The sequence below is a fragment of the Parvibaculum sp. genome, from assembly GCF_039973015.1.
GTDB lineage: Bacteria > Pseudomonadota > Alphaproteobacteria > Parvibaculales > Parvibaculaceae > Parvibaculum.
In genome coordinates, this window is sequence record NZ_JBDWLT010000006.1 from 16,765 (window position 1) to 43,172 (window position 26,408).

The 26,408-nt window shown below is 61.4% G+C and carries 28 protein-coding genes and 1 tRNA gene; 21 read left to right on the forward strand and 8 right to left on the reverse strand.

The features are described from left to right. Positions 1 to 61 precede the first annotated feature (61 nt). Positions 62 to 268, reverse strand: a complete 207-nt coding sequence (locus ABJO61_RS04365) for a hypothetical protein (RefSeq protein ID WP_348323734.1) — start codon at positions 266 to 268, stop codon at positions 62 to 64. Positions 269 to 470: 202 nt separating this feature from the next. On the opposite strand from ABJO61_RS04365, the gene ABJO61_RS04370 reads away from it, so the two are divergent. The 8 genes from ABJO61_RS04370 to ABJO61_RS04405 all read left to right on the forward strand — a co-directional run bounded on the left by ABJO61_RS04370 (position 471) and on the right by ABJO61_RS04405 (position 10,517). Continuing rightward, entirely contained in the window at positions 471 to 1,775 is a 1,305-nt protein-coding gene (locus tag ABJO61_RS04370; RefSeq protein ID WP_348323736.1) for a replication-associated recombination protein A, read from the forward strand. Then, the gene (gene crcB, locus ABJO61_RS04375; RefSeq protein WP_348323738.1) at positions 1,772 to 2,155 is read left to right on the forward strand and encodes a fluoride efflux transporter CrcB; all 384 of its coding nucleotides are present in this window, start codon (positions 1,772 to 1,774) and stop codon (positions 2,153 to 2,155) included. Before ABJO61_RS04370 ends, crcB begins: the two co-directional genes overlap by 4 nt. After that, on the forward strand, positions 2,152 to 3,144 hold the full coding sequence (locus tag ABJO61_RS04380; RefSeq protein WP_348323739.1) for an RluA family pseudouridine synthase: 993 nt from the start codon (positions 2,152 to 2,154) through the stop codon (positions 3,142 to 3,144). Before crcB ends, ABJO61_RS04380 begins: the two co-directional genes overlap by 4 nt. A gap of 268 nt (positions 3,145 to 3,412) precedes the next feature. Then, positions 3,413 to 4,126 (forward strand): HAD family hydrolase, encoded by a 714-nt coding sequence (locus tag ABJO61_RS04385; protein ID WP_348323741.1) that lies wholly within the window; start codon positions 3,413 to 3,415, stop codon positions 4,124 to 4,126. Between the two features lie 5 nt (positions 4,127 to 4,131). Further along, the gene (locus ABJO61_RS04390; RefSeq protein WP_348323743.1) at positions 4,132 to 5,886 is read left to right on the forward strand and encodes an AsmA family protein; all 1,755 of its coding nucleotides are present in this window, start codon (positions 4,132 to 4,134) and stop codon (positions 5,884 to 5,886) included. Continuing rightward, entirely contained in the window at positions 5,886 to 6,692 is an 807-nt protein-coding gene (locus ABJO61_RS04395) for an ATP12 family protein (RefSeq protein WP_348323745.1), read from the forward strand. Before ABJO61_RS04390 ends, ABJO61_RS04395 begins: the two co-directional genes overlap by 1 nt. 267 nt (positions 6,693 to 6,959) lie before the next feature. After that, positions 6,960 to 8,492, forward strand: coding sequence for an acyl-CoA carboxylase subunit beta (locus ABJO61_RS04400; protein ID WP_348323747.1), 1,533 nt, complete (start codon positions 6,960 to 6,962; stop codon positions 8,490 to 8,492). Between the two features lie 9 nt (positions 8,493 to 8,501). Continuing rightward, the gene (locus ABJO61_RS04405; protein ID WP_348323749.1) at positions 8,502 to 10,517 is read left to right on the forward strand and encodes an acetyl/propionyl/methylcrotonyl-CoA carboxylase subunit alpha; all 2,016 of its coding nucleotides are present in this window, start codon (positions 8,502 to 8,504) and stop codon (positions 10,515 to 10,517) included. Positions 10,518 to 10,607: 90 nt separating this feature from the next. On the opposite strand, the gene ABJO61_RS04410 is transcribed toward ABJO61_RS04405, so the two are convergent. Continuing rightward, on the reverse strand, positions 10,608 to 10,943 hold the full coding sequence (locus ABJO61_RS04410) for an endonuclease domain-containing protein (protein ID WP_348323751.1): 336 nt from the start codon (positions 10,941 to 10,943) through the stop codon (positions 10,608 to 10,610). A gap of 154 nt (positions 10,944 to 11,097) precedes the next feature. On the opposite strand from ABJO61_RS04410, the gene ABJO61_RS04415 reads away from it, so the two are divergent. Both ABJO61_RS04415 and ABJO61_RS04420 read left to right on the forward strand, forming a co-directional pair. Beyond that, the gene (locus ABJO61_RS04415) at positions 11,098 to 12,156 is read left to right on the forward strand and encodes a polymer-forming cytoskeletal protein (protein ID WP_348323752.1); all 1,059 of its coding nucleotides are present in this window, start codon (positions 11,098 to 11,100) and stop codon (positions 12,154 to 12,156) included. 84 nt (positions 12,157 to 12,240) lie between these two features. Further along, complete coding sequence (locus ABJO61_RS04420; protein WP_348323754.1) at positions 12,241 to 12,582, forward strand: endonuclease domain-containing protein; 342 nt, start codon at positions 12,241 to 12,243, stop codon at positions 12,580 to 12,582. 100 nt (positions 12,583 to 12,682) lie between these two features. Here ABJO61_RS04420 and ABJO61_RS04425 read toward each other — a convergent pair whose 3' ends face one another. Together ABJO61_RS04425 and ABJO61_RS04430 are read right to left on the reverse strand one after the other, a co-directional pair. Continuing rightward, on the reverse strand, positions 12,683 to 13,330 hold the full coding sequence (locus ABJO61_RS04425) for a glutathione S-transferase family protein (protein WP_348323756.1): 648 nt from the start codon (positions 13,328 to 13,330) through the stop codon (positions 12,683 to 12,685). A gap of 40 nt (positions 13,331 to 13,370) precedes the next feature. Then, positions 13,371 to 13,703 carry a YciI family protein gene (locus tag ABJO61_RS04430; protein ID WP_348323758.1) on the reverse strand — a complete coding sequence of 111 codons (333 nt, stop codon included), beginning with the start codon at positions 13,701 to 13,703 and terminating at the stop codon, positions 13,371 to 13,373. A gap of 151 nt (positions 13,704 to 13,854) precedes the next feature. Here ABJO61_RS04430 and ABJO61_RS04435 point away from each other — a divergent pair, with 151 nt between their 5' ends. Further along, positions 13,855 to 14,382 (forward strand): helix-turn-helix domain-containing protein, encoded by a 528-nt coding sequence (locus ABJO61_RS04435; RefSeq protein ID WP_348323760.1) that lies wholly within the window; start codon positions 13,855 to 13,857, stop codon positions 14,380 to 14,382. Positions 14,383 to 14,650: 268 nt separating this feature from the next. Here ABJO61_RS04435 and lipB read toward each other — a convergent pair whose 3' ends face one another. Then, the gene (gene lipB, locus ABJO61_RS04440; RefSeq protein WP_348323762.1) at positions 14,651 to 15,334 is read right to left on the reverse strand and encodes a lipoyl(octanoyl) transferase LipB; all 684 of its coding nucleotides are present in this window, start codon (positions 15,332 to 15,334) and stop codon (positions 14,651 to 14,653) included. 62 nt (positions 15,335 to 15,396) lie between these two features. On the opposite strand from lipB, the gene ABJO61_RS04445 reads away from it, so the two are divergent. The 9 genes from ABJO61_RS04445 (at position 15,397) to ABJO61_RS04485 (ending at position 23,165) form a co-directional block, all read left to right on the forward strand. Next, entirely contained in the window at positions 15,397 to 15,648 is a 252-nt protein-coding gene (locus tag ABJO61_RS04445) for a FliM/FliN family flagellar motor switch protein (RefSeq protein ID WP_348323764.1), read from the forward strand. 161 nt (positions 15,649 to 15,809) lie between these two features. After that, positions 15,810 to 16,370, forward strand: coding sequence for an NAD(P)-dependent oxidoreductase (locus ABJO61_RS04450; protein ID WP_348323766.1), 561 nt, complete (start codon positions 15,810 to 15,812; stop codon positions 16,368 to 16,370). After that, entirely contained in the window at positions 16,367 to 17,191 is an 825-nt protein-coding gene (locus ABJO61_RS04455; protein WP_348323768.1) for a phosphoadenylyl-sulfate reductase, read from the forward strand. Before ABJO61_RS04450 ends, ABJO61_RS04455 begins: the two co-directional genes overlap by 4 nt. A gap of 72 nt (positions 17,192 to 17,263) precedes the next feature. Further along, positions 17,264 to 17,350, forward strand: a tRNA-Leu gene (locus ABJO61_RS04460). 179 nt (positions 17,351 to 17,529) lie between these two features. Further along, entirely contained in the window at positions 17,530 to 18,246 is a 717-nt protein-coding gene (locus ABJO61_RS04465) for a hypothetical protein (RefSeq protein ID WP_348323770.1), read from the forward strand. Continuing rightward, positions 18,243 to 19,319 carry a GSCFA domain-containing protein gene (locus ABJO61_RS04470; protein WP_348323772.1) on the forward strand — a complete coding sequence of 359 codons (1,077 nt, stop codon included), beginning with the start codon at positions 18,243 to 18,245 and terminating at the stop codon, positions 19,317 to 19,319. Before ABJO61_RS04465 ends, ABJO61_RS04470 begins: the two co-directional genes overlap by 4 nt. A gap of 165 nt (positions 19,320 to 19,484) precedes the next feature. Next, positions 19,485 to 20,870 (forward strand): magnesium transporter, encoded by a 1,386-nt coding sequence (gene mgtE / locus ABJO61_RS04475; RefSeq protein WP_348323774.1) that lies wholly within the window; start codon positions 19,485 to 19,487, stop codon positions 20,868 to 20,870. A gap of 25 nt (positions 20,871 to 20,895) precedes the next feature. Beyond that, positions 20,896 to 21,909, forward strand: coding sequence for a kelch repeat-containing protein (locus ABJO61_RS04480; protein WP_348323776.1), 1,014 nt, complete (start codon positions 20,896 to 20,898; stop codon positions 21,907 to 21,909). Between the two features lie 83 nt (positions 21,910 to 21,992). Then, on the forward strand, positions 21,993 to 23,165 hold the full coding sequence (locus ABJO61_RS04485) for an isovaleryl-CoA dehydrogenase (protein ID WP_348323778.1): 1,173 nt from the start codon (positions 21,993 to 21,995) through the stop codon (positions 23,163 to 23,165). A gap of 4 nt (positions 23,166 to 23,169) precedes the next feature. On the opposite strand, the gene ABJO61_RS04490 is transcribed toward ABJO61_RS04485, so the two are convergent. Beyond that, complete coding sequence (locus tag ABJO61_RS04490) at positions 23,170 to 24,060, reverse strand: phosphatase PAP2 family protein (protein WP_348330699.1); 891 nt, start codon at positions 24,058 to 24,060, stop codon at positions 23,170 to 23,172. A 107-nt stretch (positions 24,061 to 24,167) separates the two neighbouring features. Here ABJO61_RS04490 and ABJO61_RS04495 point away from each other — a divergent pair, with 107 nt between their 5' ends. Further along, positions 24,168 to 25,364 carry an acetyl-CoA C-acyltransferase gene (locus ABJO61_RS04495; RefSeq protein ID WP_348327191.1) on the forward strand — a complete coding sequence of 399 codons (1,197 nt, stop codon included), beginning with the start codon at positions 24,168 to 24,170 and terminating at the stop codon, positions 25,362 to 25,364. Here ABJO61_RS04495 and ABJO61_RS04500 read toward each other — a convergent pair. Both ABJO61_RS04500 and ABJO61_RS04505 read right to left on the reverse strand, forming a co-directional pair. Continuing rightward, positions 25,361 to 25,768: a nuclear transport factor 2 family protein gene (locus ABJO61_RS04500; protein WP_348327194.1), complete on the reverse strand. Its 408-nt coding sequence runs from the start codon at positions 25,766 to 25,768 to the stop codon at positions 25,361 to 25,363. The two genes, ABJO61_RS04495 and ABJO61_RS04500, sit on opposite strands and share 4 nt — an antisense overlap. A 15-nt stretch (positions 25,769 to 25,783) precedes the next feature. Then, entirely contained in the window at positions 25,784 to 26,374 is a 591-nt protein-coding gene (locus ABJO61_RS04505) for a TetR/AcrR family transcriptional regulator (RefSeq protein ID WP_348327197.1), read from the reverse strand. Between the last annotated feature and the right edge of the window lie 34 nt (positions 26,375 to 26,408).

Consider the following 26,408-nt stretch of genomic DNA (forward strand, 5'->3'; position numbering starts at 1 on the left):
CCAAAAGAAGGGGCGGTTCGCCGTCCGAAGCGCGACCCAAAGAAAAACCGGCCGGCGAGGGTCAGTCCGCAGCGGCGAGGACGGAGGCCATAGCGGTTTCGTTCCGCGCTTCCTCGATCATGCCTGCAAGGGTGGGCAGGCAGCGGCCGCATTGCGGCTTGCAGCCCATGGCGCGGTGGGCGGCGGCGGGCGTGTCGACATGCGGGGCGTTTGCGAGGACTTCCCGCACAGTCCGGCAGTTCTTGGCATTGCACACGCAAACGATCATCTGACGCCTGTTTCCTGGCCCGGTTTTTCGCCTGTTCCCCGCCATTTCCGGCGACAGGGTGAAAACATGCCAGCCCTGCGAATGGTTTGCAATAGCGTTGTGAGTGACAATCGCTCGCATTTTGCCGCAGGGCGCGGCCGGGCCCAGAAAACGGTCTTGCGGGTGCCTCAGCAAGCCGCTCAAAACATGATACACAGCGCCCATGAGCAGTCTTTTTGAAGCCGCCGGCATGGATGAGGGAGCCCCGCGCCCCCTGGCGGACCGGCTGCGCCCGAAAGTGCTCGAAGAGGTCGTGGGGCAGGATCATCTGCTCGGCGAGAAGGGCCCGCTCGGGCGGATGCTCGCGGCGGGGCATCTCTCCTCCATCATTCTCTGGGGACCGCCCGGCACCGGCAAGACGACCATTGCGCGCCTTCTCGCGGATCGGGTCGGGCTTCACTTCGAGCCCATGTCGGCGATCTTTTCCGGCGTGGCGGACCTGAAGAAGATTTTCGAGGCGGCGCGCGGGCGCCGTGCGACGGGCAAGGGCACGCTGCTCTTCGTGGACGAGATCCACCGCTTCAACCGGACCCAGCAGGACAGCTTCCTGCCCGTCATGGAGGACGGCACGGTGACGCTTGTCGGCGCCACCACGGAGAACCCGTCCTTCGAGCTCAATGCGGCGCTTCTTTCGCGCGCGCAGGTCATGGTGCTGAACCGGCTCGACGACGCGGCGCTGGAAGAACTGCTGCAGCGGGCCGAGGCCTTCTACGAAAAACCACTCCCGCTCGACGATGATGCGCGCGCCTCGCTGCGCGCGATGGCGGATGGCGATGGCCGCTTCGCGCTCAATCTCGCCGAGGAGGTTCATGCACTGGCGCCCTCAGAACCCTTCGACACGGGCGCGCTCGTTGCCGCCGTGCAGCGCCGCGCGCCCCTCTACGACAAGGGGCGGGAAGGGCACTACAACCTCGTCAGCGCGCTTCACAAGTCGATCCGGGGGTCGGATTGCGATGCCGCGCTCTATTGGCTGGCGCGCATGCTGGTCGGCGGCGAAGACCCGCTCTATATCGTGCGCCGTCTTGTGCGCGCCGCCATCGAGGATATCGGCCTTGCCGATCCTGAAGCCGTGCATCAGGCGATCGCCGCCAAAGATGTGTTCGATTTTCTCGGCGCGCCGGAGGGCGAGCTTGCGCTGGCGCAGGCGGTGATCTATCTCGCCACGGCGCCGAAATCGAATGCCTCCTATGCGGCTTTCGGCGCGGCGAAGCGGTCTGCGCGCGACACAGGCTCCGTCGCACCGCCAGCCCATATATTGAATGCGCCGACCAAGCTCATGAAAGAGCTTGGCTATGGCGCGGGCTATGAATACGACCATGACGCGCCGCAGGCCTTTTCCGGCCAGGACTATTTCCCGGAGGAAGTCGGCCGTCAGCAATTCTACACGCCGGTCGAACGCGGTTTCGAGCGCGAGATATCGAAGCGTCTCACCTATTGGCGGAAGTTGAGAGAAGAGAGGGAGACATGAACAGCATTTTCGCGGTCGCCATCGGCGGCGCCATCGGTGCTGCAAGCCGTCATCTGTTCAATCAGCAAATGGCTCGGCTTTTCGGCATCAACTTTCCCTGGGGCACCTTCGGCGTCAATGTCATCGGCTCCTTCGTCATGGGGCTTGCTGTCGGCTTCTTCGCGCTCAGATATGAGCCCTCCGCGGAGATGCGCAGCTTCGTCACCACCGGCATTCTCGGCGGCTTCACGACCTTCTCCGCCTTCTCGCTCGACGCGGCCAACATGATCGAGCGCGGGCAGGCGGGCCTCGCCGTGCTTTATATCGGCGGCTCGGTCGTGCTGGCTCTCGCCGGTCTCTTTCTCGGCCTCTGGATCGCAAGGGTAATGTTTCCCGCATGAGTGAAGTTTCGCAGATCGGCGTCACGGAAGAAGAAGACGGCGTCAGGCTCGACCGCTGGTTCAAGCGGCGTTATCCCATGCTCACGCATGGCCGCCTCGAAAAGCTCCTGCGTACGGGGCAGGTGCGTGTCGATGGCGCGCGCGTGAAGGCGAATGCGCGTCTTGGTGCGGGGCAGGTCGTTCGTATTCCACCGCTCGGCGAGGAAACGGCAAAGCCCGCGCCCAAGCCCGAGCGCGCGGTCAGTGCCGCCGATGCGGAAGAAATCCGCGCCTGCGTCATCCATAAAGACAAGTCCGTCCTTGTGCTGAACAAGCCCGCGGGCCTTGCCGTGCAGGGCGGCACCAAGACCGAACGCCATCTCGACGGCATGCTCGACGCGCTCATCTTCGAGGCAAAGGAGCGCCCGCGCCTCGTTCACCGTCTCGACCGCGACACGTCCGGCGTCCTCGTTCTGGCGCGCACCGCGAAGGCCGCCGCCGCGCTTGCAAAGGCCTTCAAGCAGAAGGATGCGCGCAAGATCTACTGGGCGCTCGTGGTCGGTGTGCCGGTCCCGCGTCAGGGCACGATCAATCTCGCGCTGACGAAGCAGGGCGGTCCCCGTGCCGAGCGTGTTTTTGCGGCGAAGAAGGGCGATGAGGGCGCGCGCGATGCCGCCACGCATTTCTCGACGGTCGCGACCGCCGCGCACAAACTCGCCTGGGTCGCCTTCATGCCGCTCACGGGCCGCACGCATCAGATCCGCGTTCACGCTTCGGCCATCGAGACGCCTATCGTGGGCGACGGCAAGTATGGCGGCGTCAATGCGCATCCGGGTGGCGAAATTCCGCGCAAGCTGCACCTGCACGCTCGCTCGCTTGATATCGCCCATCCCGATGGCGGGCGCCTCTTCCTCGAAGCCGAACTTCCGCCGCACATGAAGGCGAGCTGGAAACTTCTCGGCTTCGACGAGCGCGATGCGAAAGATGCCTTTGCGGGGCTGGAAGAATGACCTCACCGCGGTCTGGGTCCGGCTTGGTGCGTTTCACGTTCTCGCCTGCCTTCATGTCCGGTGTATGGTAGTCGCGGACGTTGACGCCGCCAGCCAGGACGCAAATCTCATCAGTCATATTGTGGGGGTTGTGAGGGATTTTGAAGACCTTTGCGATTTGGCTTCGACGTTCATGAACAACCCTGCGTCTACCGGTCCTGGGTTGGATGATAATTTGTTTTGGTGATGTCTCTGAGTTTGTGAGCTGTGACTTTAGGATGATGAGCTTTTGACTTCCCCCCTCCGCCTTGTCGTCTTCGATTGCGACGGTACACTGATCGACAGCCAGCACATGATCGTCGCGGCGATGCACCATGCCTTCGACGCGCATGGGCTGGAAAACCTGCCGCGCGAGCAGGTGCTCTCCATCGTCGGCCTTTCGCTCGACGAGGCCATCGGGACGCTGGTGCCGCATGTCGAGCTTCCGGTCCGCCGCCGCGTCACCGAGAGCTACAAGGATGCCTTCCATGAATTGCGCGCCCGCAAGGACTTGGCTGAGCCACTCTTTCCCGGCGTCCGCGAAGCGCTCGATGCGCTCCATGCCCGCGACGACATGGTGCTCGGCATCGCCACCGGCAAGTCGCAACGCGGTCTTCGCCACGCCCTCGAGCTTCACGGCCTTCGCGACTATTTCGTGACGCTGCAGACAGCGGATGACGCCCCCTCGAAGCCGCACCCGGAAATGCTCCTTCGCGCCATGCGCGAGGCAGGCGCCGAAGCGGCGGACACGGTTCTTGTCGGCGATACGAGCTACGACATGGCGATGGCGCGTTCCGCAGGGGCGCATGCGTTCGGCGTCGATTGGGGCTATCATGAACCCCATCTGCTCCGTTCGGCGGGGGCGCATTGCGTGCTCTCCGGTTTTGCCGAACTCGCGCCTGCCGTCGAGGCCATCTGGCCGGGCCGGGAGCGGGCCATTGGAGCCGCCGCCGGAGGGGCCTGAGAGCCATGAGAAAACTTCTCGCTATCGTTCTCGTCGTCGTTCTGTTGTTCGCGGGTGCGCTTTATGCGCTGACCCTGATCGATCTCGGCCGTTTCGCCCCGCAGATCGAAGCCGCTGCCGGGCAGGCGACAGGCCGGGTACTGAAGATTGAAGGTCCACTGCATATCGGCTTTTCTCTCGTGCCGACGGTCGTTGCGGAGGATGTCAGTTTCTCCAATGCCGCCTGGGGCACGAAGCCGCAAATGCTCACGGCGGAAAAGCTCGCGCTCCAGGTTGCGCTGCTGCCGCTTCTCTCAAGCGATCTCGATGTGCGCAGCGTCACCATCGAGGGCGCGGATATCTTCCTTGAAACGGATCGCAAGGGCCGGGGTAACTGGGTGTTCGGCGATGCCGCGCCCGCGCCGAGGCCCGAAGCGGAAAGCGGTGCGGGCATGTCGCTCGCCCGCGTGCCGGAACTGAATGTTTCCGATTTCCATCTCGCCTATCGCGATGGCGAGACGGGGCAGGTGTCGGAAGCGGCCTTCGAGCAAGTGACGCTTGCGGCGAAGGGCGGCGGCTTCCATGCCGTCATCGAGGGTGAGGTAAATGGTTCTCCCGTTTCCTTTGCCTCCGACATCGAAGGCGACACGGAGAAGGCCGCCCTCAAGGGTGCAACGCTCACAGTGGCTGGCACGAGCGTCGGTGGCGATCTCGCGCTCGACATGACGGGCAAGCCGAAACTGTCGGGCGCGCTCACAAGCGAGGCGTTCGACGTTACGCCTTTCCTGAAGGGCGGCGGTTCGGACAACGGCGGTGCCGTCTTCAGCAAGGAGCCTCTGCCGCTGGAGCGGCTCACGGCGCTCGATGCCGATCTTTCTTTCGCGCTTGGCGAACTGCGCTATGGCAATGTGGTTCTTACCGAACTGAAGCTCCCGGTCACGATCGATAGCGGCAAGCTTTCGGCGCCGCTCACGGCGAAGTATCGCGGCACGCCGGTAGAGCTTGCGCTCAAGGCGGATGGTGCGAAGGGCAGTCTTGGCATCGATGCCAGTGCCGCGAATTTCGATCTCGGCAAACTTCTCGCCGATCTCGATCTCTCCACCATGCTGAATGCGCGGGCCGATTTCGGCGCGCAGCTGAACGGTCAGGGTAAGTCGCTTCATGCGATTGCCGCTTCGCTCGGGGGCCAGACCAATCTCGTTATCGGCAGGGGCACGATCAATTCGCGTGCCTTCGCCATCGTTTCGGACGATCTGGTAAATGTGCTGATCCCGTCGGGTGAGAGCGGCGATACGGCGAAGCTCGTCTGCGCGATCAGCCGTTTCGATTTTACGCGCGGTGTCGGCAAGGCGTCCGCGCTTGCGCTCGAAACGGACAGTCTGATCACCACAGGTTCCGGCACGGTCGATCTCGGGGGCGAGCGGATAGACCTTCTCTTCAAGCCGAAGCCGAAAAAGGCCAGCCTTGTCAGTCTTGCTTTCCCCGTCCGCCTTTCCGGTCCGCTGACCGCGCCAACCGCCGGTCTCGACCGGACGGGCGTCGTTACGGGCGTCGCCACCGCCGTCGGCGGCGCGGCGCTCACGGGTGGCATCGGCGCGCTGTTGCCGCTCATGAGTACGGGCACGGACTCGGTTGCCTCTGGCGGCGATTGCGGGGCGGCGGCCGCGGCGGCGAAGGAATCCTCCGGCATCGCGGGCACGGTCGGCGGTGCGGCGGAAGGTGCGGCCAGAAGCATCGGCGACACGCTTGAGAATATCGGTAAAGGCATATTCGGAAACTGATGAACAGCGACAACGACAATAACGAAGACGAATCCACCGCGGCGATTTTCGATCTCGCGCGCAACCGTTCGCTGGACCAGCAGGTCTCTCATCCGGGCCGCGAGAAGCGCAAGCTGCCGAAACGGTTCTACAAGAAAGCCGAGGCGGGCCCGCATGAGGATGGCCATGCAATCCTGCTCGACGGGCGCGCGGTAAAGACACCCTCGAAGCATCCGCTTGCCATGCCGTCGCTGCCGCTGGCGGAGGCGGTCGCCGCCGAATGGGAGGCGCAGAAAGACGAGATCGACCCGCGCTCCATGTGGCTCACCAAGCTTGCCAATACCGCGGTCGACCTCGTGGCGCCGCGCCGCGCGGCGGTGATCGACGAACTCGTCACCTATGCGGGCGCCGATCTTCTCTGCTACCGGGCGGAACATCCGGACGTCCTTGTCGCGCGTCAGGCGGCGCTCTGGGATCCTCTCCTTGCCTGGGCGGCGGAGAAGGGCATCGCCTTCACTTCCACCACCGGCATTGTCCATGTCGCGCAGCCCGAAGCCTCGCTGGAGGCTTACCGCGAGGCGCTGCGCGCGCTGGACCCGTTCCGCCTTGCCGCCCTCCACAATGCGGTGACGCTGACGGGGTCCGCCATTCTCGGCCTTGCCGTCACATTGGGTCACATCGCGCCGGAGGAGGCCTTCGATATCGCCCATCTGGACGAGCATTGGCAGATGGAACTTTCCGGCCATGACGAGGAAGAGGTGGCGAGACTCGCCGCGCGGCGTTCCGAATTGCTCGAAACGGGCCGTTTTATCCATCTTCTCGGCTGAATCCGCTCTCGCCGCGCCACCTGACGCAGCGTTGCCGGGCGCAGCGATGCCCATTCCGTCTCACCCATAGGCCCGCCCATAGGAATGGCGGCCAAGCCATTGGCAAAAACGAGATTTCGGTGCTATTCAGGTCGCCTTCGCGGAGACCGCGACAGCGCCAGCGGGCCGCTTCGATCCAGCCCCGCATTCCGGCGTTCATACCAGTATTTCCCGGTCGCCCCCCGAACTTCAGGGGAGGGCGGCTCGTCCGGTTATTGAGGGGGCGGCATGAAGGACATTCTTCGTCGGCTTGAAGAGCGGCGGCAAGAGGCGAAAGCCGGCGGCGGTCAGAGACGCATCGACGCGCAACACGCCAAGGGCAAGCTCACGGCGCGCGAGCGCATCGAGCTGCTGCTGGACGAGGGCTCCTTCGAGGAGTTCGACATGTTCGTCGAACATGACTGCCACGACTTCGGCATGGACAAGCAGAAGATCCCCGGCGATGGCGTCGTCACCGGCTGGGGCACGGTCAATGGCCGCCCCGTCTTCGTCTTTGTGAAGGACTTCACGGTCTTCGGCGGCTCTCTCTCGCGCAGCCATGCCAAGAAGATGACGAAGGTGCAGGACATGGCGCTGAAGACCGGCGCGCCCATCATCGGCCTTTTCGATGCGGGCGGCGCGCGCATTCAGGAAGGTGTCGATGCGCTTGGCGGCTATGGCGATGTCTTCACGCGCAACGTCATGGCGTCCGGCGTCATTCCGCAGATTTCCGTCATCATGGGCCCCTGCGCAGGCGGCGACGTTTACTCGCCCGCCATGACCGATTTCATCTTCATGGTCCGCGATACCTCCTACATGTTCGTGACCGGCCCCGATGTCGTGAAGACGGTGACGAACGAGACCGTCACCTCCGAAGAGCTTGGCGGCGCTTCGATCCACACCACAAAATCCTCGGTTGCCGACGGCGCCTTCGACAATGACGTGATCGCGATGACGCAGATCCGCCGCCTTGTCGATTTCCTGCCGCTCTCCAACAAGGACGAAGTGCCCGAGCGTCCCTTCTTCGACGACGCGAAGCGCATCGAGGAATCGCTCGACACGCTGATCCCGGCCAACCCGAACATGCCCTACGACATGAAGGAGCTGATCCTGAAGGTCGTGGACGAGAGCGACTTCTTCGAAATTCAGGAGAGCTTCGCCAAGAACATCGTCACCGGCTTTGCCCGCGTCGAGGGTCGCACCGTCGGCATCGTTGCGAACCAGCCGATGGTGCTCGCAGGCGTGCTCGACAGCGATGCCAGCCGCAAGGCCGCGCGCTTCGTGCGCTTCTGCGACTGCTTCTCCATCCCCATCGTCACCTTCGTCGACGTGCCGGGCTTTCTGCCGGGCACCGCGCAGGAATATGGCGGCCTCATCAAGCATGGTGCGAAGCTGCTCTTCGCCTACACGGAAGCCACCGTGCCGAAGGTCACCATCATCACGCGCAAGGCCTATGGCGGCGCCTATGACGTCATGGCCTCCAAGCATATTCGCGGCGACCTGAACTATGCCTGGCCGACCGCCGAAATCGCGGTGATGGGCGCCAAGGGTGCCGTCGAGATCATCCACCGGGCCGACATCAAGGACCCGGAAAAGATCGCGGCCCATACCAAGGCTTACGAAGACCGCTTCCTCAATCCCTTCGTCGCGGCCGAGCGTGGCTATATCGACGAAGTCATCATGCCGCATTCCACGCGTGCCCGTATCTCGCGGGCCCTCGCGCTCCTTCGTCACAAGGAACTCGAGAACCCGTGGAAGAAGCACGACAACATTCCGCTCTGAGGCGCGCCCATGTTCAAGAAAATCCTGATCGCCAACCGGGGCGAAATCGCCTGCCGCGTCATGAAGACGGCGCAGAAAATGGGCATCAAGACGGTCGCCGTCTATTCGGATGCCGACAAGGATGCGCTGCATGTCGAGATGGCGGACGAAGCCATCCATATCGGCGCGGCGGCCGCATCGGAATCCTATCTCGTCATCGACAGGATCATCGCCGCCTGCAAGGAAACGGGCGCCGAGGCCGTTCACCCCGGCTACGGTTTCCTGTCGGAGAACCCGAAGTTCGCGCAGGCGCTCGCCGATAACGGCATCGCCTTCATCGGCCCGAATATCAAGGCCGTCGAGGTGATGGGCGACAAGATCGAGTCCAAGAAGTTCGCCAACGAGGCCAAGGTCAACACGGTGCCGGGCTATCTCGGCGAAATCGCGGATACCGGCGAAGCCATCAAGATCGCCAACGAAATCGGCTATCCGGTCATGATCAAGGCGTCGGCCGGCGGTGGCGGCAAGGGCATGCGTATCGCATGGTCGGAAGCCGAGGTCGCGGACGGCTTCAACTCCTCGAAGTCGGAAGCCAAGTCCTCCTTCGGCGACGACCGCATCTTCATCGAGAAATTTGTCACGCAGCCGCGTCACATCGAAATCCAGGTGCTCGGCGACAAGCATGGCAATGTGATCTATGTGGCGGAGCGCGAATGCTCCATCCAGCGCCGCAACCAGAAGGTCATCGAAGAGGCGCCGTCGCCCTTCCTTGACGAGGCAACCCGCAAGGCGATGGGCGAGCAGTCGGTCGCGCTGGCGAAAGCCGTGAACTACGAAAGCGCGGGCACGGTCGAGTTCATCGTCGACAAGGACCGCAATTTCTATTTCCTCGAAATGAATACGCGCCTTCAGGTCGAGCATCCGGTGACAGAGATGATCACCGGCATCGACCTGGTGGAACAGATGATCCGCATCGCCTATGGCGAGAAGCTCGCGATCAGGCAGCAAGACGTGAAGATCAATGGCTGGGCGATGGAAAGCCGCGTCTATGCGGAAGATCCCTATCGCAACTTCCTGCCGTCGACGGGCCGCCTCGTGCGTTACCGCCCGCCGGAAGAGGGTACGCAGAACGGCCTCACCATACGCAACGACACGGGCGTGTTCGAGGGCGGCGAGATCTCGATGTTCTACGATCCGATGATCGCCAAGCTCTGCACCCATGCGCCGGACCGTCTCTCGGCCATCGACCACATGGCTTATGCGCTGGACCAGTTCCACATCGAGGGCATCCAGCACAACATTCCCTTCGTGAACGCGATCATGGAGCATCCGCGCTTCCGCGAGGGACGCCTCACCACCGGCTTCATCGCCGAGGAATACCCGGACGGGTTCCACGGTGTGCCGCTGTCGGACGACCGCGCCATGAAGCTCGCGGCCATTGCCGTTTTCATGAACGAGGTTCATGCCGAGCGCGCGGTGCAGATTTCCGGTCAGCTTGCCAACCGTCCGCGCACGCTTCCCGAGGAATGGGTTGTCGCCGTCGATGACTGGTCGCGCCTTGTCCGTGCCGAGGAGACGAGCGGGGGCCTGCGCGTCATCTTCCTCGACGACGAGGGTAATCGCACCGAGAGCCATCTCGTGCGTTCCCAGTGGCGTCCCGGTCAGGCCGTCTTCCGCGGCGAGATCGACGGCGATCCGATGGTTGTGGAAATCTGGCGTGCGAAGCAGGGCTACCGCCTGCGCTATCGCGGGGCTGCGGCTCATGCGGCTGTGCGTACCGTTACAGGCCACAGGCTGAACCAGCTCATGCCGGAGAAGGTCGCGCCCGATACTTCCAAGATGCTGCTCTGCCCGATGCCGGGCCTCGTGAAAGTCATTCACGTGACCGAGGGCCAGGAAGTGAAGGCGGGCGAGGCGCTTGCCGTCGTCGAGGCGATGAAGATGGAAAACATTCTCCGCGCCGAGTTCGACTGCACGGTCGAGAAGATCAACGCCGAGCCGGGCGACAGCCTCGCGGTCGATGCGGTGATCATGGAGTTTGCGTAAGGCCGGGAACGCCGTCCCCCGCCCCGAAATTTGCCCGCGCTTCGCTTTGCAAATTTCGACCCTCCCCGAGGGGAGGGTGGGCGGTAGATGTTACGTCGCGCTGAGGCGACTCCAGATCGTTTCGATCACATCATCGGTGCGAGCAAGTACGTCGTTGTTCCAGAAACGCAGGACGCAATAACCGTCCCGGTTCAGGAACTCTGTGCGGCGAGCGTCGTGCGCCACGCCCTTCGGTTCGCTGTGTTGACCGCCGTCGACTTCCACGATCAGTTTTCGTTCGAGGCAGGCAAAGTCGACAATATAGGGTCCGATGCGATGCTGGCGGCGGAAGTGGCAACCGAGCCTGTTCGCGCGAAGGCGAGCCCAGAGTCTCTTCTCTGCTTCCGTCATATTGCGCCTTGGCTGGCGTGCCCGGAGATCACTCATGTGATGAGTTTATCACCCACCCTCCCCTCGGGGAGGGTCAAACGGCCGTCAGGCCGTTTGGGGCGGGGGGACGCGGAAACACCCTCCAACCCTGTCTCCCGCGCCTCTCCCGCGCTATAGTCACCCCCGGGGCAGAGACAGGAAGGAAACGACAATGCGCGGCGGCATCCGGGTTGCGGTTCTCACTCTCATGACGCTCATCGGCGTGGGCTTGCTGCCCGCCCTTGCGCAGGCCGCGCCGGAGGAGCCTTCGGGCCGGGCCGTCGAGTGGCAGAGCGGAGACGATGTCTTCGCCGCCGCGGAAGAACTCACCTTCGACCGCAAGGTAAAGGGCGGGCTCACGGCTGCCGGGCGCATCGTCATTCTGACCGACGATGCCGAGATCGAGGGCGATGCCTGGATCACGGCGCGCCGCGTTGCCGTCGAGGGTGAGATCGACGGCGATCTCTCGATCCGTGCGCAGGAAGCCCTCATCAATGGCGAGGTGAAGGGCAACGTCACCTTCTATGGCCTCGACCTTTCGCTCGGGCCGGATGCCGAGATCGACGGCGACGTCACCTATTACTCGCCCTCCGCCGCGCAGATCGACAAGGGCGCGGAAGTGAAGGGCGAGATCAACGGAGAGGATTTCGCCTCGGGCCGTGGCGTCGAACAGGCGCGGCCCGCGCCCCCCGCACAAATGCGCGAGACATGGCGCCGGGAACATATGCAGGAGCGCTGGGACGATCAGTCCGGTCTTTCCGCACCCGGCTATCATATGTCCGCTTCGGGCGCGGTCTTCTTCGGCGTTTTTGCCATTGCCTTCGCGCTCCTCGCCCCCGTCACCACGACGCGGATGCGCGAGGGGCTGGCGGACGAGTGGGCACTCGCTTTCGGGCTTGGCCTGCTCTGGCTCATCGGCCTGCCCATTCTCGTCTTCCTCGCCGCCATCACCATTGTCGGCCTGCCCATCGCCTTCCTGCTGTTGCTGCTCTGGCCGCTCGGCATGGTCTTCGGGCTCATTGCCACGCTGGCCGCTTTCGGGGATTTCATTTCGAGCCGTATCGGCGAGTTTGGCCGGGGCACACTTGGACGCATTGTCGGCATCGTGCTGGCGACGGCGCTCGTCTGGGTCGGTATCTCGATTCCGGTCCTCGGCGCGCTTGTCTGGCTGGCAGCGGTCGCGGGCGGCATCGGCCTTCTCTATATCGGCTTCCGTACGCAACCGCTTTGAAAATCCCCCGCCCCGAAATTCGTTTCGCGGTGCTCACGAATTTCGACCCTCCCCGAAGGGGAGGGTGGGCGGTAAGCTCCGTGCATGGGGGACTTGCAAGCACGCCGGCTAAGACGGGATATGACGGAAGCGGAGAAACGGCTGTGGAGCCGTCTTCGCAGCAACAGACTTGGTGTCCATTTCCGCCGTCAGCATCGTGTGGGCCCCTACATCGTTGACTTTGCCTGTCTCGAACGAAAGTTGATCGTCGAGGTTGACGGTGGCCAGCACAACGAGCGCGACGGGTTGGCACATGATGCCCGCCGCACCGATTTCCTGAACCGGTACGGCTATTCCGTTCTTCGCTTCTGGAATAATGATGTTCTTGCCCGTACCGACGATGTCGTCGAGACGATCTGGTACCATCTCAATCCGGCAAAGTACTAACCGCCCACCCTCCCCTCGGGGAGGGTCAAACGGCCCTTTTGCAGCCTGTCAGCAAAAGCAAACTCAAGGAGGGCTGTTTGGGGCGGGGGTGGCGCGGTACTCACTCCGCCGGGAACATGTGCCGGTAGGGTGCGGCTTCCTCGAAGACGCGGGCAAAGGATGGCCGCTTCATCAGCCGCTCGAAATAGGCGGCGAGGTTCCGGCGTTCGCCGAAGGGCACGATCCGGTCGGCATAATAGAGCGTGGGCGCGGCGGCGCAGTCCGCCATGCTGAAACTGCCGCCCGCCGCCCATTCGCGATCCGCCATCTGTCCGTCGATGAAACCGTAGGTCTGGGCGAGCTTCGCTTTCGCTTCTTCCACGCCCGCAGGGTCTTTGCGCTCCTCGGGCTTCAGCCGGTCGCTCACGACGCTGAACAAGTGCTGGTTCACATGGAGGTCGAAGAAGCGGTCCATCAGGCGCACGGCCCGTGCGGCTTCCTTGTCCGCCGGTATTAGCGGCGCCGGGGCAGGGTGGCGGTCGTTCAGATATTCGATGATGACCGTCGCCTCCGGCACGGTCTCGCCGCGGGCCTCGTCCACCAGCACCGGAAACTTCACCATCGGCCAGACCGCGCCGAGCCGTGCGCGGTCATCTTCGTTGCCGAGGTCGATGAATTCGGGCGTGAAATCGACGCCGCTTTCGTAAAGCGCTACCAGCGCCTTCTGGCAGAAGTTCGAAAGCGGGTGGTAATAGAGCCTGAGTGTCATGGATGTTTTCTCCGCTGTTTTGTTCCGCCCGCCCTTGAGGTCAGGAGGGCTGCATGAGGGGCCATACTTCGACAACGCCTTGTGCGACGGCGCAGGGTGTTCGTGAAACCATCTCCACGGCTTCAGCCAGATCGGCGGCTTCGATGATCGCAAAGCCCGCCACTGGCAGCGGCGACGTCATGAACGAACCATCCGCCGTTTCAACATGTGAAGCATCGGGGTTGCGCACTTGCACAGGAGCACCCGCGATCCCCATCAATACGCCGTCTTGCTGCAGCTTCGCGTCGTGAGCGTGGGCTGCGTCCCGAATGGCGGGGGCGGTGCGGTCATACCCCTCTTGGTCGCCATATCCGATCGTCACGAATTTTGGCATGGCTCGGTTCCTTCGTGCTGTGGATGGCTGGGCTAAACGTGCTTTCCGTCCGCAATCACGAACAGGCAAATCTGATTGCGTTTCACAACTGGTTGTATCCTGCATATACCGATGCGATAATGCAACCGGTTTTCGGAACGGGGAGAGGCGCATGGACGAGAAGAGATCGGGCTGTCCGATCAACCTTGCGCTGGAGACGGTGGGCGACAAGTGGAGCCTCCTCGTCATCCGCGACATGATCTTCGGCGGCAGGCGCCATTTCCGGGAGCTGTTGAATTCCGAAGAAGGTATTTCCTCGAACATCCTTGCCGACCGTCTGCGTACCCTCACCGAAGAAGATATCCTCAGCCGCGCGGACGACCCCTCCCACAAGCAGAAGGTGATCTACAGCCTCACCGAAAAGGGGATCGAGCTGCTGCCCGTCCTCGCCGCCATGTCCGCCTGGGGCGTGAAATACCTGCCCGTCACGGAGGAGCTCGGCATTCGCGCGAAACTGCTTACCGAAGGCGGGCCGAAACTCGTTTCCCGTTTCATGGACGAGCTGCGCGAGGAGCATCTGGGGATAAAGACGAAGCGCCGGCGTGGTCTCACTGCGCGTGAGGAGCTGCAAGCCGCCTATGAGGAGGTTGTGACGCGGAAGGGGAGGCGAAGGAAAGCCGGGGACAAGTTTTCTGCATGACGCGCGCTTGGGTCGAGAGGCGGGCAGGCCTGTTCGCTTGTTCTTGTCCCCGCTTTTCCTCGTGCGCTACCCGGCGGGGACGGGGGGGGAGGGGATGTTTCGCTTGTCCCCGGTTTCGTCCGTAGGGGGAGGATAAGTCCTTCATTTATGACGTTTTCATGACGTTCGTGTGACGGTCGTTGATCCGGCGTGTGCGGATGAAGGCGCAAGTTCATGCCGCAAAAGGCGAATCCGGCTTGTCCCTGAATAATATCAGTCTACGGATGATTTATGCGGTGCCGCCGCCGAAGACTCCGGCAAATGTCCGCTTCAGGGCGAGGTCGACATCCGCCATTCCCGCGGTGAGGCCGAGATCGGCGAGGCTGGTCACGCCGTGCTGGCTGATGCCGCAGGGGACGATGCCCGTAAAGTGATCGAGGTCGGGGTCGACATTCAGGCTAACGCCATGAAACGTCACCCATTTTCGGATGCGAACGCCGATGGCGGCGATCTTGTCTTCCGCCGTCATTCCCTTCTCCGGGCGGCGGACCCAGACGCCCACGCGGCCTTCGCGCAGTTCGCCGGTCACGTTGAACTCGGCCAGCGTGGCGATCAGCCAGCGTTCCAGGTCTTCCACATAGGCCCGCACATCCGGTTTCCGGCGCTTCAGGTTCAGCATCACATAGGCCACGCGCTGGCCGGGCCCGTGATAGGTGTATTGCCCGCCGCGGCCCGTCCTGAAGACGGGAAAGCGTTTGGGATCAATGAGATCGCGGGCATCGGCGCTCGTGCCTGCCGTGTAGAGCGGGGGGTGTTCGAGCAGCCAGACGAGTTCCGGCGCGGTGCCGTCCGCGATGGCGGCGGCCCGTTTTTCCATTTCGGCCACAGCCTCGTCATAGGGTACGGGCGCGTCGGAGATGCGCCATTCCAGCGTCTCTGTGGCCTCTTCGGTCATCGTCTGCGGCTTAACCATGAAGTAACTCTAGCATGCGATTTTGACTGACGTATCAGTGCTTTGGGCAATTGGGGTCGCTCGTGAATTCCGTCAACAGCGTCTATGTCGAACTCTCCGTGGTGCTTGGCAAGACCTCGCTCCCGATTCATCAGCTCCTGAAAATGGGGCGTGGTGCGGTGATCGAGCTTGGCACCAAGCAGGATGAGGAAATCTGGATACTCGCCAATAACGTGCCCATCGCGCGCGGCGAAATCGTCGTTCAAGGCGAGCGAGTAGCGGTTTCCATTACCTCTGTGCTCTCCACCTCGGAGTCCAGTTCGGCGCAAGGCTGAACTCAAAGACATTGAAAACCTGTGTGAAAGGGCCCTTTTCGGGCCCTTTTTGTTATTCTGCATCATCTCAGTGTGAAAAATAATATTATACGGACGATAGTTGAATTATAGGGCATAGTTGCTATGTCTAACGGGAAATCAGACGGCACCGGGAGGTGCGCATGTTTCCGATCCTGCTCGATCTTGGTTCCCTCAAGGTGATTCTGGTCGGCGAGGGCGAGGCGGCCGGGAAGCGGCTGGCCGTTCTCGATGATGCCGGTGCGCCGGGGCTGGAGGTCTATTCCTCAGCGCCTTCCCCGGCTTTCTCGACGCAGGCGGGCAGTCGGCTCAAGGGTGCCCGGCCGTCCGAAGAAGCGCTGAAGTCTGCCGATATTGTCTTCCTGGCGGGGCTTGGCGATAGGGAAAGCGTTGCGCTGGCGGGCAAGGCCCGCGCTGCCGGGACGCTGGTGAATACCGAGGATGTGAAGCCGCTTTGCGATTTTCATGTGCCCTCGGTCGTCCGGCGCGGGGATCTGGTGATCTCCGTTTCGACGGGCGGCAAATCGCCGGGGCTCGCGCGGCGTCTCCGGCGATATCTCGAAGGTCTTTTCGGGCCCGAATGGGCAGGCCGGCTCGACGAACTCGGGCGACAGCGCCGGACCTGGCGATCGGAAGGGCATGAACTGGCGGAAATCGGCCAAAAAACCGATGCCTATATCGAAGAGAAAGGCTGGCTCTCATGACAGCTATCGATCTCAGAAAGCGGCCGGGCACAGCGGCCATGAGCGCGGACCGCGCGGCCGTCATGGACGCGGCGACCGTCGTGTCGCCCGCTTTGCAGCGTATTCGCGACAGAAATACAGGCCTCGGCGGCATTGAGCTCCTCGAATCCGTCATCAAGACCGAATTTCCGGGCAAGATCGCCGTGGTTTCCTCTTTCGGTGCGGAATCCGCCGTGCTGCTTCACATGGTGGCGCAGGTCGATCCCGCGACGCCCGTGATCTTCCTCAATACCGGCAAGCTTTTCGGCGAGACGCTGCGTTATCGCGACCGTCTGCAGGACAGGCTCGGCCTGATGGACATTCGTTCTGTCGGGCCCCATCCGGGCGATCTTGCGGTGAAGGATCCGAACGGCGGGCTTTGGAATGCCGATCCGGATGCCTGCTGCTTCATCCGCAAGGTGCTGCCGCTGGAGCGCGCGCTGGAGGGGTTCGATGCCTCGATTACGGGGCGCAAGCGCTTCCAGACGAGTGCACGTTCCGCCATGGAAGCTGTCGAGGAAGAGAAGGTCCGTGGCACAGGTGAGCCGGGCTCGGCCAACGGCACACGTTTCAAGGTCAATCCGCTCGCGGAATGGGGACAGGAAGACCTTGAGGCCTATCTGGATCAGCACAAGCTGCCGCGCCATCCGCTCGTGAAGGATAACTACCTTTCCATCGGTTGCATGCCTTGCACGGAGCGGGTTCCTGAAGGCGGTTCCTATCGCGACGGGCGTTGGGTCGGCAAGGATAAGGACGAGTGCGGCATCCATCTTCCCAACAATATTGATGGTGATGGCATTTAAGCGCGCTTTCCTGCGATTTGCCGCTTGAGCAAGCGTCAGGGATTTGTTACATCCGCCCGGCTCACGAAACATGCGGTCGTGGCGGAATTGGTAGACGCGCAGCGTTGAGGTCGCTGTGGGGTAACTCCCGTGGAAGTTCGAGTCTTCTCGACCGCACCATCTGAGCTTTGAGGCTTCCGAAGGCCTGTTTTTCCTTTTTAAGAGCCTTTGGCGGTTTCGGCCTTTCTGGCTATCTCTTCCCTGGACGATCCGGCACGATTCTTAACTCTTGCGTACCCCTTGCGGAGCGCAAGATGATTGCTTCGTGCCTGCGTAGATGTCTCTGGGGAGGGGCCTAAGTGAACAAGCCACCATCGATTCTGTTTGTAGGGCATAGCCACGTCGTCTGCATTGCCGCGGCGGTCCGGAAAACAGGGGTGACCGATGTCGGCGTAATCAATCTCCTTGAAATCCCGGGCAAGGCGAAGCTGACGACACAAAAGCTTGCCGAGCAGATCATGCACATGTCGCCGATCCGGCGGCCTGATGCCCTCTGCCTGTGCATGAACGGCAATGATCACAACGCCTATGGCGTGACAGAAAACCCCATTCCCTTTTCGCTCGGTGACCGTGAGAAGGGCTGTATTCCCGAGATCGGCGAGGAACGTCAGTTTATTTCGTACCGGGTTATGCGGGATATCTTCGAAAAGCCGCGCATGCGCAGACTGGTCAAACATGTCTTCGATGCGTTTCCGCAAGCGGCACGATATTGGCTCTGTCCGCCTCCGCCGATTTGCGACTGGGCTTACATAACCTCCAATCCAATCGTGTTTAGCGACATGATCCAGTTTGGTCCTGCTCCGGAATCATTGAAAAAGCAGCTCTATCGCATTCAGTGCGATGTTCTCAGGGACATGGCTCTGGAAGGAAGGGCTACTTTTATCGAGCCAGATTCACGTCTCGTTGAAGATGGATTTCTGCGGCCGCAATACTGCGCAGACCCCACTCACGGTAATTCTCTCTATGGCGAAGTCATGTTGAGCGCTGTGCGCGAAAGAGCGGGAGCGTTCGCGTGAAACATCCTTACATCGGCGTTCCCGGACATCAGATATGGCGCAATGAGCCGGGCATACATGACGGTTCTCTGTTGGACCCTGTCTTGGATGCGCCATTTCGAATCGGAAGAGACGATCGCATCGTGACAGCGGGAAGTTGTTTCGCCCAACACGTTGGACGGTCACTGCAGGAATCAGGCTTTACGCATCATGTCACCGAAAAGGCGCATTCAATTATCCCCGAGGACATAGCGCGGAAACATAATTACGGCATGTTCGCAGCGCGCTACGGCAATATCTATACCGCCCGGCAATTGAAACAGCTTCTGCAGCGCGCGTATGGGGAGTTCGCGTCACTCGTGCAGGCCTGGGAGATCTCGGGCGAGGATGGGATCGTCGATCCATTTCGACCCCGGATACAGCCGGGTGGCTTTCTCAGCGCAGCCGAGTTGGAGGCGGACCGCAGATATCATTTCCGCTGCGTGCGAAGAGCTGTTGAGGAGATGGACATTTTTGTATTCACCCTTGGGTTGACGGAGGCTTGGGTGGATAGTCGCGATGGCGCCGTCTTCCCGCTTGCTCCCGGGGTGGATGGAGGTGTTTACGACGAGGGCGAGGTCGGTTTTGTCAACTTCAACGAGAACGAGACCTATGAAGATCTCAAGTTCGCTCTCAATTTCATTCGGTCAATCAATCCGGCGGTGAAGATCATTCTCACCGTATCGCCTGTTCCATTGAATGCCACGTATGAGAACCGCCATGTTCTTGTTTCGACCGTCTGGTCGAAAGCTGTTCTCCGCATTGCTGCGGAGAGGGCGACAAGGGAGCTGGCCGACTGCGTCTATTTCCCGTCCTACGAGATTGTTACGAGCCCGCATGTACGCGGCCGCTACTTCGAGGAAGATTGCCGGGAAGTAACGATGGAAGGGGTTCGGCACGTTATGGACCTCTTTCTGAAGCACTACACCGAGGAAGGTGAAAGGATACTGGCCGCTTCCCGGGAGCCGATCGTTGACGAAGCCACCCGTTACGTTCAGGAGCTCCAGAGAAAAATCCAGATGTTTTGCGATGAGGCAATGATCGACAACGCCTGAAAGCCAATCTTCGGGCCGTCTTCATTTGTCAGGGCTTCAGGACGATCAGCTTTGGCGGCATTTTCGCGGTTTGCTGAGGTTTTTCATGCCGGACCGGCTAGTAGGCCGGGGGCAAATAGCGCACACTCCCCGCAACTCGGACCCGCGATTCACAGGGAGTGATGCTTGCACGATCCGGCTCTCTCAAATGCTCCGGAAGAAACGGCGGAGGAAGCCCTTTCGCCGGGCTTCGTGCGCTCGGTTGTCGATGCCGTGGACCGTGCCGATGCGCCGCAGGCCCGCGAGCTCGTGCTGCCGCTTCGTCCTGCCGATCTTGCCGAGCTTTTCGAACTCTTGCGCAACGATGAGCGCGAAGACCTCGTTCGAATTCTTGGTACGGACCTCAATCCGGAGGTTCTGAGCGAACTCGACGAGAGCGTCCGAGACCACGTGATCGAGCTTCTCGATCCGAAGGATATCGCGGCGGCGCTCACCGAAATGGATTCGGATGACGCCGTCTATCTCCTTGAGGATATGGACGAGGCGGAGCAGCGGCTGATCCTCGAACAGTTGCCCGCTACAGAGCGCGCGGCCCTCGAACAGTCGCTTGACTATCCCGAATATTCAGCCGGCCGCCTTATGCAGCGCGAGCTTGTTGCCGTGCCGCCTTACTGGGATGTCGGGCAGACCATCGACTATCTGCGCGAGGCGGATGACCTGCCGGACGAATTCTACGAAATCTTCGTGGTCGATGCGGGCTACAAGCCTGCGGGCACGGTGCCTTTGTCGCGCGTCATGCGCATGAAGAGGCCGGTCAAGATTTCAGAGATCATGGAAACCGAGCAAACGCTTATTCCGGTGACCATGGACCAGGAGGACGTTGCCCTTCAGTTCGGCAAATACGACCTTATCTCTGCCGCCGTGGTGGATGATGCGGGCCGTCTTGTCGGCGTCATCACGGTGGACGATATCGTCGAGGTTATCAGCGAGGAAGCAGCCGAGGATATCCGTCTTCTTGCCGGTGTTGGCGAAGAGGCGATATCGGACTCTGTCTTTCAGACGACGCGCAGCCGCTTTCCCTGGCTTTTCGTGAACCTGTTCACCGCCGTTATTGCGGCCGCGGTGATTGCGCTTTTCGATGCGTCGATCGAGAAGATGGTGGCCCTTGCCGTACTCATGCCGATTGTCGCTTCGATGGGCGGCAATGCCGGTACACAGACCATGACGGTCACCGTGAGGGCACTTGCCACGCGAGATCTCGTCAATTTCAACGTCCGGCGCACAATCCTTCGCGAGTTCCTGGTCGGTATCGTGAACGGTCTTCTCTTCGCCGTTGTTCTCGGTTGTCTCGTGTTCCTTGTTTTCGGGGATATAGCTCTGGGCGGCGTTATCGCCGCATCCACCCTTATCAATCTCATTGCCGCCTGCCTGTCGGGCATTCTCATTCCGCTGGGGCTTGATAGGATCGGGGTGGATCCGGCCGTGTCTTCTGCGGTCTTCGTGACGACGATGACGGATGTGGTCGGTTTCTTCTCGTTTCTCGGACTTGCAGCGCTGGTCCTGTTCTATTGAGCGCCGGAAGGCAGGCGGAGGTTTCATGTTCGACGCGATGAAATGGCGGAGCATTTTTCTGCTCACCCTTCTGCTTGCGGCAATTATTCCCGCCGCCGCTTCCGCATCCGGCTGGCGCGAAGGCTCTCCCATGTCCACGGGCCGCGCCTTTGCAGGTGGAGCAGTCCTTGGCGGTGACCTCTATGTAGTCGGCGGTGATAGTACATCGGGGCCCCGCGCTGTTGCCGAAATTTACGACATACGCGGGGATATCTGGCGCGCCGCTCCGGCGATGCCCGTGGGCCTTCAGCAGTTCGGTATGGCCGCATTGGGCGGCAGACTTTACGTCTCTGGTGGCTATGAAGCGCCGGCACCCCAGCGTCCGGATTTTATGTCACCACAGGACACGGGCGGGTTCGGCACTGTGTCGGAGGGTGGAGATACTTCCCATGCCTGGGTCTACGATCCGCGTGTGGGCACATGGCTGAGCATTGCCGATATGCCGGGCAAGCGTGCAGGGCATGGGTTTATTCCAGTCGGCGGCAAGATTTATGCGATCGGTGGACGTGGGAGCAGCGCCACGCGTGTCTGGGCTTATGATCCAGGCGGGGACAAGTGGGAAATGGCAGGTGACGCCATGCCCGCGCCGCGTGTTGCGGCAGCCTATGTTGAAGTCGACGGGCGTATCTATGCAATCGGCGGCCTCTCGAACGGGACGGTGACTTCGCGCGTAGATGTCTTCGACCCATCGACGGGCCGTTGGCAGAGCGGGCCTTCCTTGCCAACACCGCGGTCCGGGCATGTGGCCGCGCTTCTCGATGGCAAGGTGCATGTGACTGGAGGCGAACAGCAGGTGCCGCCGCGCACCTATGGGGACCATTTCATTCTCGATCTCGCAAAGGGGAGATGGGAAAAAGCCAGACCTATGCCCACGCCCCGTCATGGCGCGGTCGCTGCCGCTGCCGATGGCAAATTTGTCGTTGTAGGAGGTAGTCCCGGCGCCGGCGTCTACACGGTGTTTACGGAGTCCGATGTGGTCGACATATATTCTGCAGAATGAGTCCGCAGGCTCTGCCTCGTTGGGGCCGTGACGGTTTGTACAAGGGCGTGGCATAAACGCCCGGCAATAGCAGGGAAATGCTCATGCTTCCGAACGAATACCCTTCGCTGGACTTCGATCTCGGCGATACCGCAGACATGATCCGCCACACGGTACGTGCCTTTACAGCGGACAAGATCACGCCGCGTGCGGCGGAGATCGATCGCTCGAACGAGTTCCCGCGCGATCTCTGGCCTCAACTCGGCGAATTGGGCCTCCTCGGCATTACGGTCGAGGAAGAATTTGGCGGAACGGGTCTCGGCTACCTGGAGCACGTGGTGGCGATGGAGGAGATCAGCCGTGGTTCGGCCAGCGTCGGGCTTTCCTATGGCGCCCATTCCAATCTCTGCGTCAATCAGTTGCGGCGCTGGGGCACAGATACACAGAAGCAGAAATACCTGCCGAAACTCATGTCCGGTGAACATGTTGGCGCACTTGCCATGTCTGAGCCTGGCGCGGGCTCGGATGTCGTTTCGATGCGCCTCAAGGCAGACAAACAAGGCGACCGTTATGTTCTCAACGGCAACAAGATGTGGATCACCAACGGTCCGGATGCCGATACATTGATTGTCTACGCGAAGACGGACGCAAGTGCGGGGGCGAAGGGCATTACACCTTTCCTGATCGAGAAGGGCATGAAGGGTTTTCGTCCAGCCCAGAAACTCGACAAGCTCGGTATGCGTGGCTCCAATACGGCCGAACTCGTATTTGAGGATTGCGAAGTCCCCGAGGAAAATATTCTGGGCAAATTGAACGAGGGCGTGCGCGTGCTGATGTCCGGCCTCGACTATGAGCGCGCGGTGCTTGCCGCCGGTCCGCTCGGCATCATGCAGGCCTGCATGGATGCGGTCGTTCCCTACGTCCACGAACGCAAACAATTCGGTGAACCGATCGGTACGTTCCAGCTCATGCAGGGCAAGCTTGCCGACATGTACTCAACGATGAACGCCTGCCGTGCCTATGTCTACGCAGTGGCGAAAGCCTGCGACCGGGGACAAACGACGCGCAAGGACGCGGCTGGTGCGATCCTCTATGCGGCGGAAAAGGCGACATGGATGGCGCTTGAAGCGATCCAGACGCTGGGCGGCAATGGCTATATCAACGATTATTCGACGGGCCGCCTGCTGCGCGACGCCAAGCTCTACGAGATCGGGGCGGGGACAAGCGAGATCCGCCGCATGCTTATCGGACGAGAACTTTTCAACGAGACGGCGTAACCGTTCAGGGCTGCTTCATCAGCCCTAGCGTCCGGAAGATTGCCGGAGCGATCCAGGTTGCATATAGCCCCATGATGGTGACGGCGGCGTAGCCCGTGATCGCTTCGGGCAGGCCGATGGTGATGCCGCCGCTCATGAGCCCCGCACGCAGGATGAAGAGGCCGACAATTCCGCCGACAGCCATGACGATGCGGAGCCACCATGCTGGAAGGACTGGGGCTTGTGGCGCCGCCTTTCGGTCGAGCGCTGCGCCTGCGAACCAGCCAAAAAGCAGAAACAGAACCGAGGCGATGCCTGTCGGATCTTCGCCCTGCGGCCAGATAATCCAGAGGAGCGGAATAGTGACAAGAATGACGGCAAAGTCGATCCAGGCCGGTAGCCGCCGCCAACGAGCCACGACGTTTTCGTGAACCAGCGCGGCGAAAACCGCCAGGCTGAGAAGACCGAGGGCGATACCCGCGAGCACATCCTCGACGTCATGCACGCCCAGATAGAGGCGGCTGAAGCAGACGCCGGCTGCAATGAAGACGGCCGCCACCCATGCCCACCGGCGCTTCATCTCGTAGGCCAGCCAGAACCACATGGCGATAGCAACCTGTGCGTGGCCGGAGGGGAGGCCATAGGAATCTGCGACGCGGTCGCCGTCGAGCTGGAAGGCGGGGTCGGGGCGCGCGTCTTGCCAGAAATCCTTCAGCCAGCCATTTACGACAGCCGTTATGGCGATGAGCACGGTCAGCCGCGTGAATAGGTTGCGGTCCCAGAGCCAGTAGCCGATGGGCAGGAAGATCAGGAAGAAGGGCGTGTAGCCGAGAAAGGTGAAGCCATTGAATATCGCCGTGGCCGTATCGCTGCGTAAGGGCAGCACCCAGCTCATGTCGTGCAGGAAATTTTCCACCCGGGTTCCCCCCTACTTTGGCCCCCTGTTTGGCGGCACGTGTTTCTAGGCTAGGTTTTCTCACGAATCCCGGCCAGTTGGTCCAACTCTAGCGTGGAAAAGAACTTATGGCACAAGGTAGCGAAAAAGATCCGGTGGTCATCGTCAGTGCGGCGCGTACCCCCATGGGCGGGTTCCAAGGGGCGCTTGCGGCGAAGACAGGCCCGGAACTTGGCGCGATAGCGGTCAAGGCGGCCGTCGAGCGGGCAGGACTGACACCGACCGCTGTGGACGAGGTGCTGATGGGGTGCGTTCTGTCTGCCGGTCTGGGTCAAGCGCCTGCGAGACAGGCGGCGCTTGGTGCCGGGCTCGATGAGGGCACACCCTGTACGACGGTCAACAAGATGTGCGGTTCGGGCATGAAGGCCGTGATGATGGCCCATGACGCGATCACCGGCGGCAATGCGGAGATCGTCATTGCGGGTGGCCTGGAGAGCATGACGAACGCACCTTACCTGCTCCCCAAGGCTCGGGGCGGCATGCGCCTCGGACATGGCGAGGTGAAGGACCACATGTTCCTTGATGGGCTTGAGGATGCCTATGAGGGCCGCCTGATGGGCTTCTACGCGGAGGAGACGGCCAAGCACTATCAGTTCACGCGCGAGCAGCAAGATGCCTATGCGGTGGCTTCCTTGAGCCGCGCCAGGAAGGCGGTCGAGGATGGCACCTTCTTGCATGAAATCGTGCCGGTCGAAGTGACGACGCGGAAGGGTGCCGTCGAAGTTGTAAACGACGAACAGCCGATGAGTGCCGACCCTGCCAAGGTTCCGACACTGAAACCAGCCTTCGCTGCGGGCGGCTCTGTAACGGCTGCCAATTCAAGCTCGATCTCGGACGGTGCGGCGGCGCTTGTCCTCATGCGTCTTTCGGAAGCGGAGCGGCGGGGGCTCACGCCGCTTGCTGCCATTCGCGGCCAGACCATGCATGCGCAGGCACCCGCCTGGTTCTCGACGGCTCCGGTTGGCGCGATTTCGAAGCTCATGGAAAAGACCGGGTGGTCGAAAAGCGATGTGGACATCTGGGAGGTCAACGAGGCTTTTGCCGTGGTCGCAATGGCGGCGATGCGCGATCTCGAGCTCAGTCATGAAAACATGAACATTTATGGCGGTGCCTGCGCGCTTGGCCATCCGATCGGTGCGTCAGGCGCACGTATCCTCGTGACGCTTCTCAACGCCTTGAAGCAGACGGACACGAAGCGGGGGATTGCCTCACTCTGCATCGGGGGCGGCGAGGCGACGGCGGTTGCCATCGAAAGGCTGAACTAGGCGCTCTCTTTCGAGAGTGCCGTTTTCACATGTTCGGCGAGTGCGATGAGGCCGTTCAGCGGGCGGATGAGCACTTCGATGTGAGTCATTTGGCCGGTATCGTTCACCGTAAAACGGTCGATACCTTTCAGGCGGGTGTCGCCGATGCGGGCTTCGAATTCGAGGATAATCTCACGCCCGTCTACCCATTCCTTGGTGTAGGTGAAGTCCTCGAATCCCTGCATGACCGCTTTGAGGATCGCTATCACATAATCCTTTGAGGCCTTGGGCTTGTAGAAGGCGGGGGAGGATATCTTCGCGCCGTCGGCGACGAGTGCGTCGAGCAGTGCGGGATCGTGCCTTTCCACATAGGCGTACCAACGGTCCAGGAACTTTCGTGCATCGGCATCATGTTTCTCCGACATCGGTTCCTCCGCGAATTATTTCAGCACACCCTGCAAAACGAGGCGGGTGTGGATATCGATCAGCGTCTTCCGGTCGATCCGGCCTTTCGCATCGTACCATGTGCAGATGCCGGTAAGCATGGCAAGGATTGCATAGGTGCTGACACGTATGTCCTCAATTTTGAACAGCTTGTTGACGGCGCCTTGTTCCAGAATTTCGTAGAGCCGGTCCTCATAAGTCTTGCGCAGCGCCACGATTTTTCTGCGGTTCTTCGGTTCGAGACTGCGAAGCTCTGACGAGCCGATAAACACCTCTCGCTTGCGTTCGATATGGTAGGTGAGGTGGAAGGCGATGAAAGCCTGAAGCCTTTCCAGTGGATCTGCGATGCCTTCGAGTTCCTCGTCGATGCTCGCAAGCAGCGTCACCATGTGGTTGTGGATCAGGTCGAAGAGCAGATCCTGCTTGGTCTCGATATGATTGTAGAGCGAGCCCGGCTGCAGGCCGACGCGGGCGGCAAGCCTGCGCAGGCTCATCGCTTCGAAGCCATGCTCGTGAACAAGATCGAGGCCCGCTTCGCGAATAGCGGCGAGTGTTTTTTTTCCCGAGGAGCCTGCCGTTCTGCTCAATAGACGATCCTTCGTTCCTGGATGTTCCCGGTCT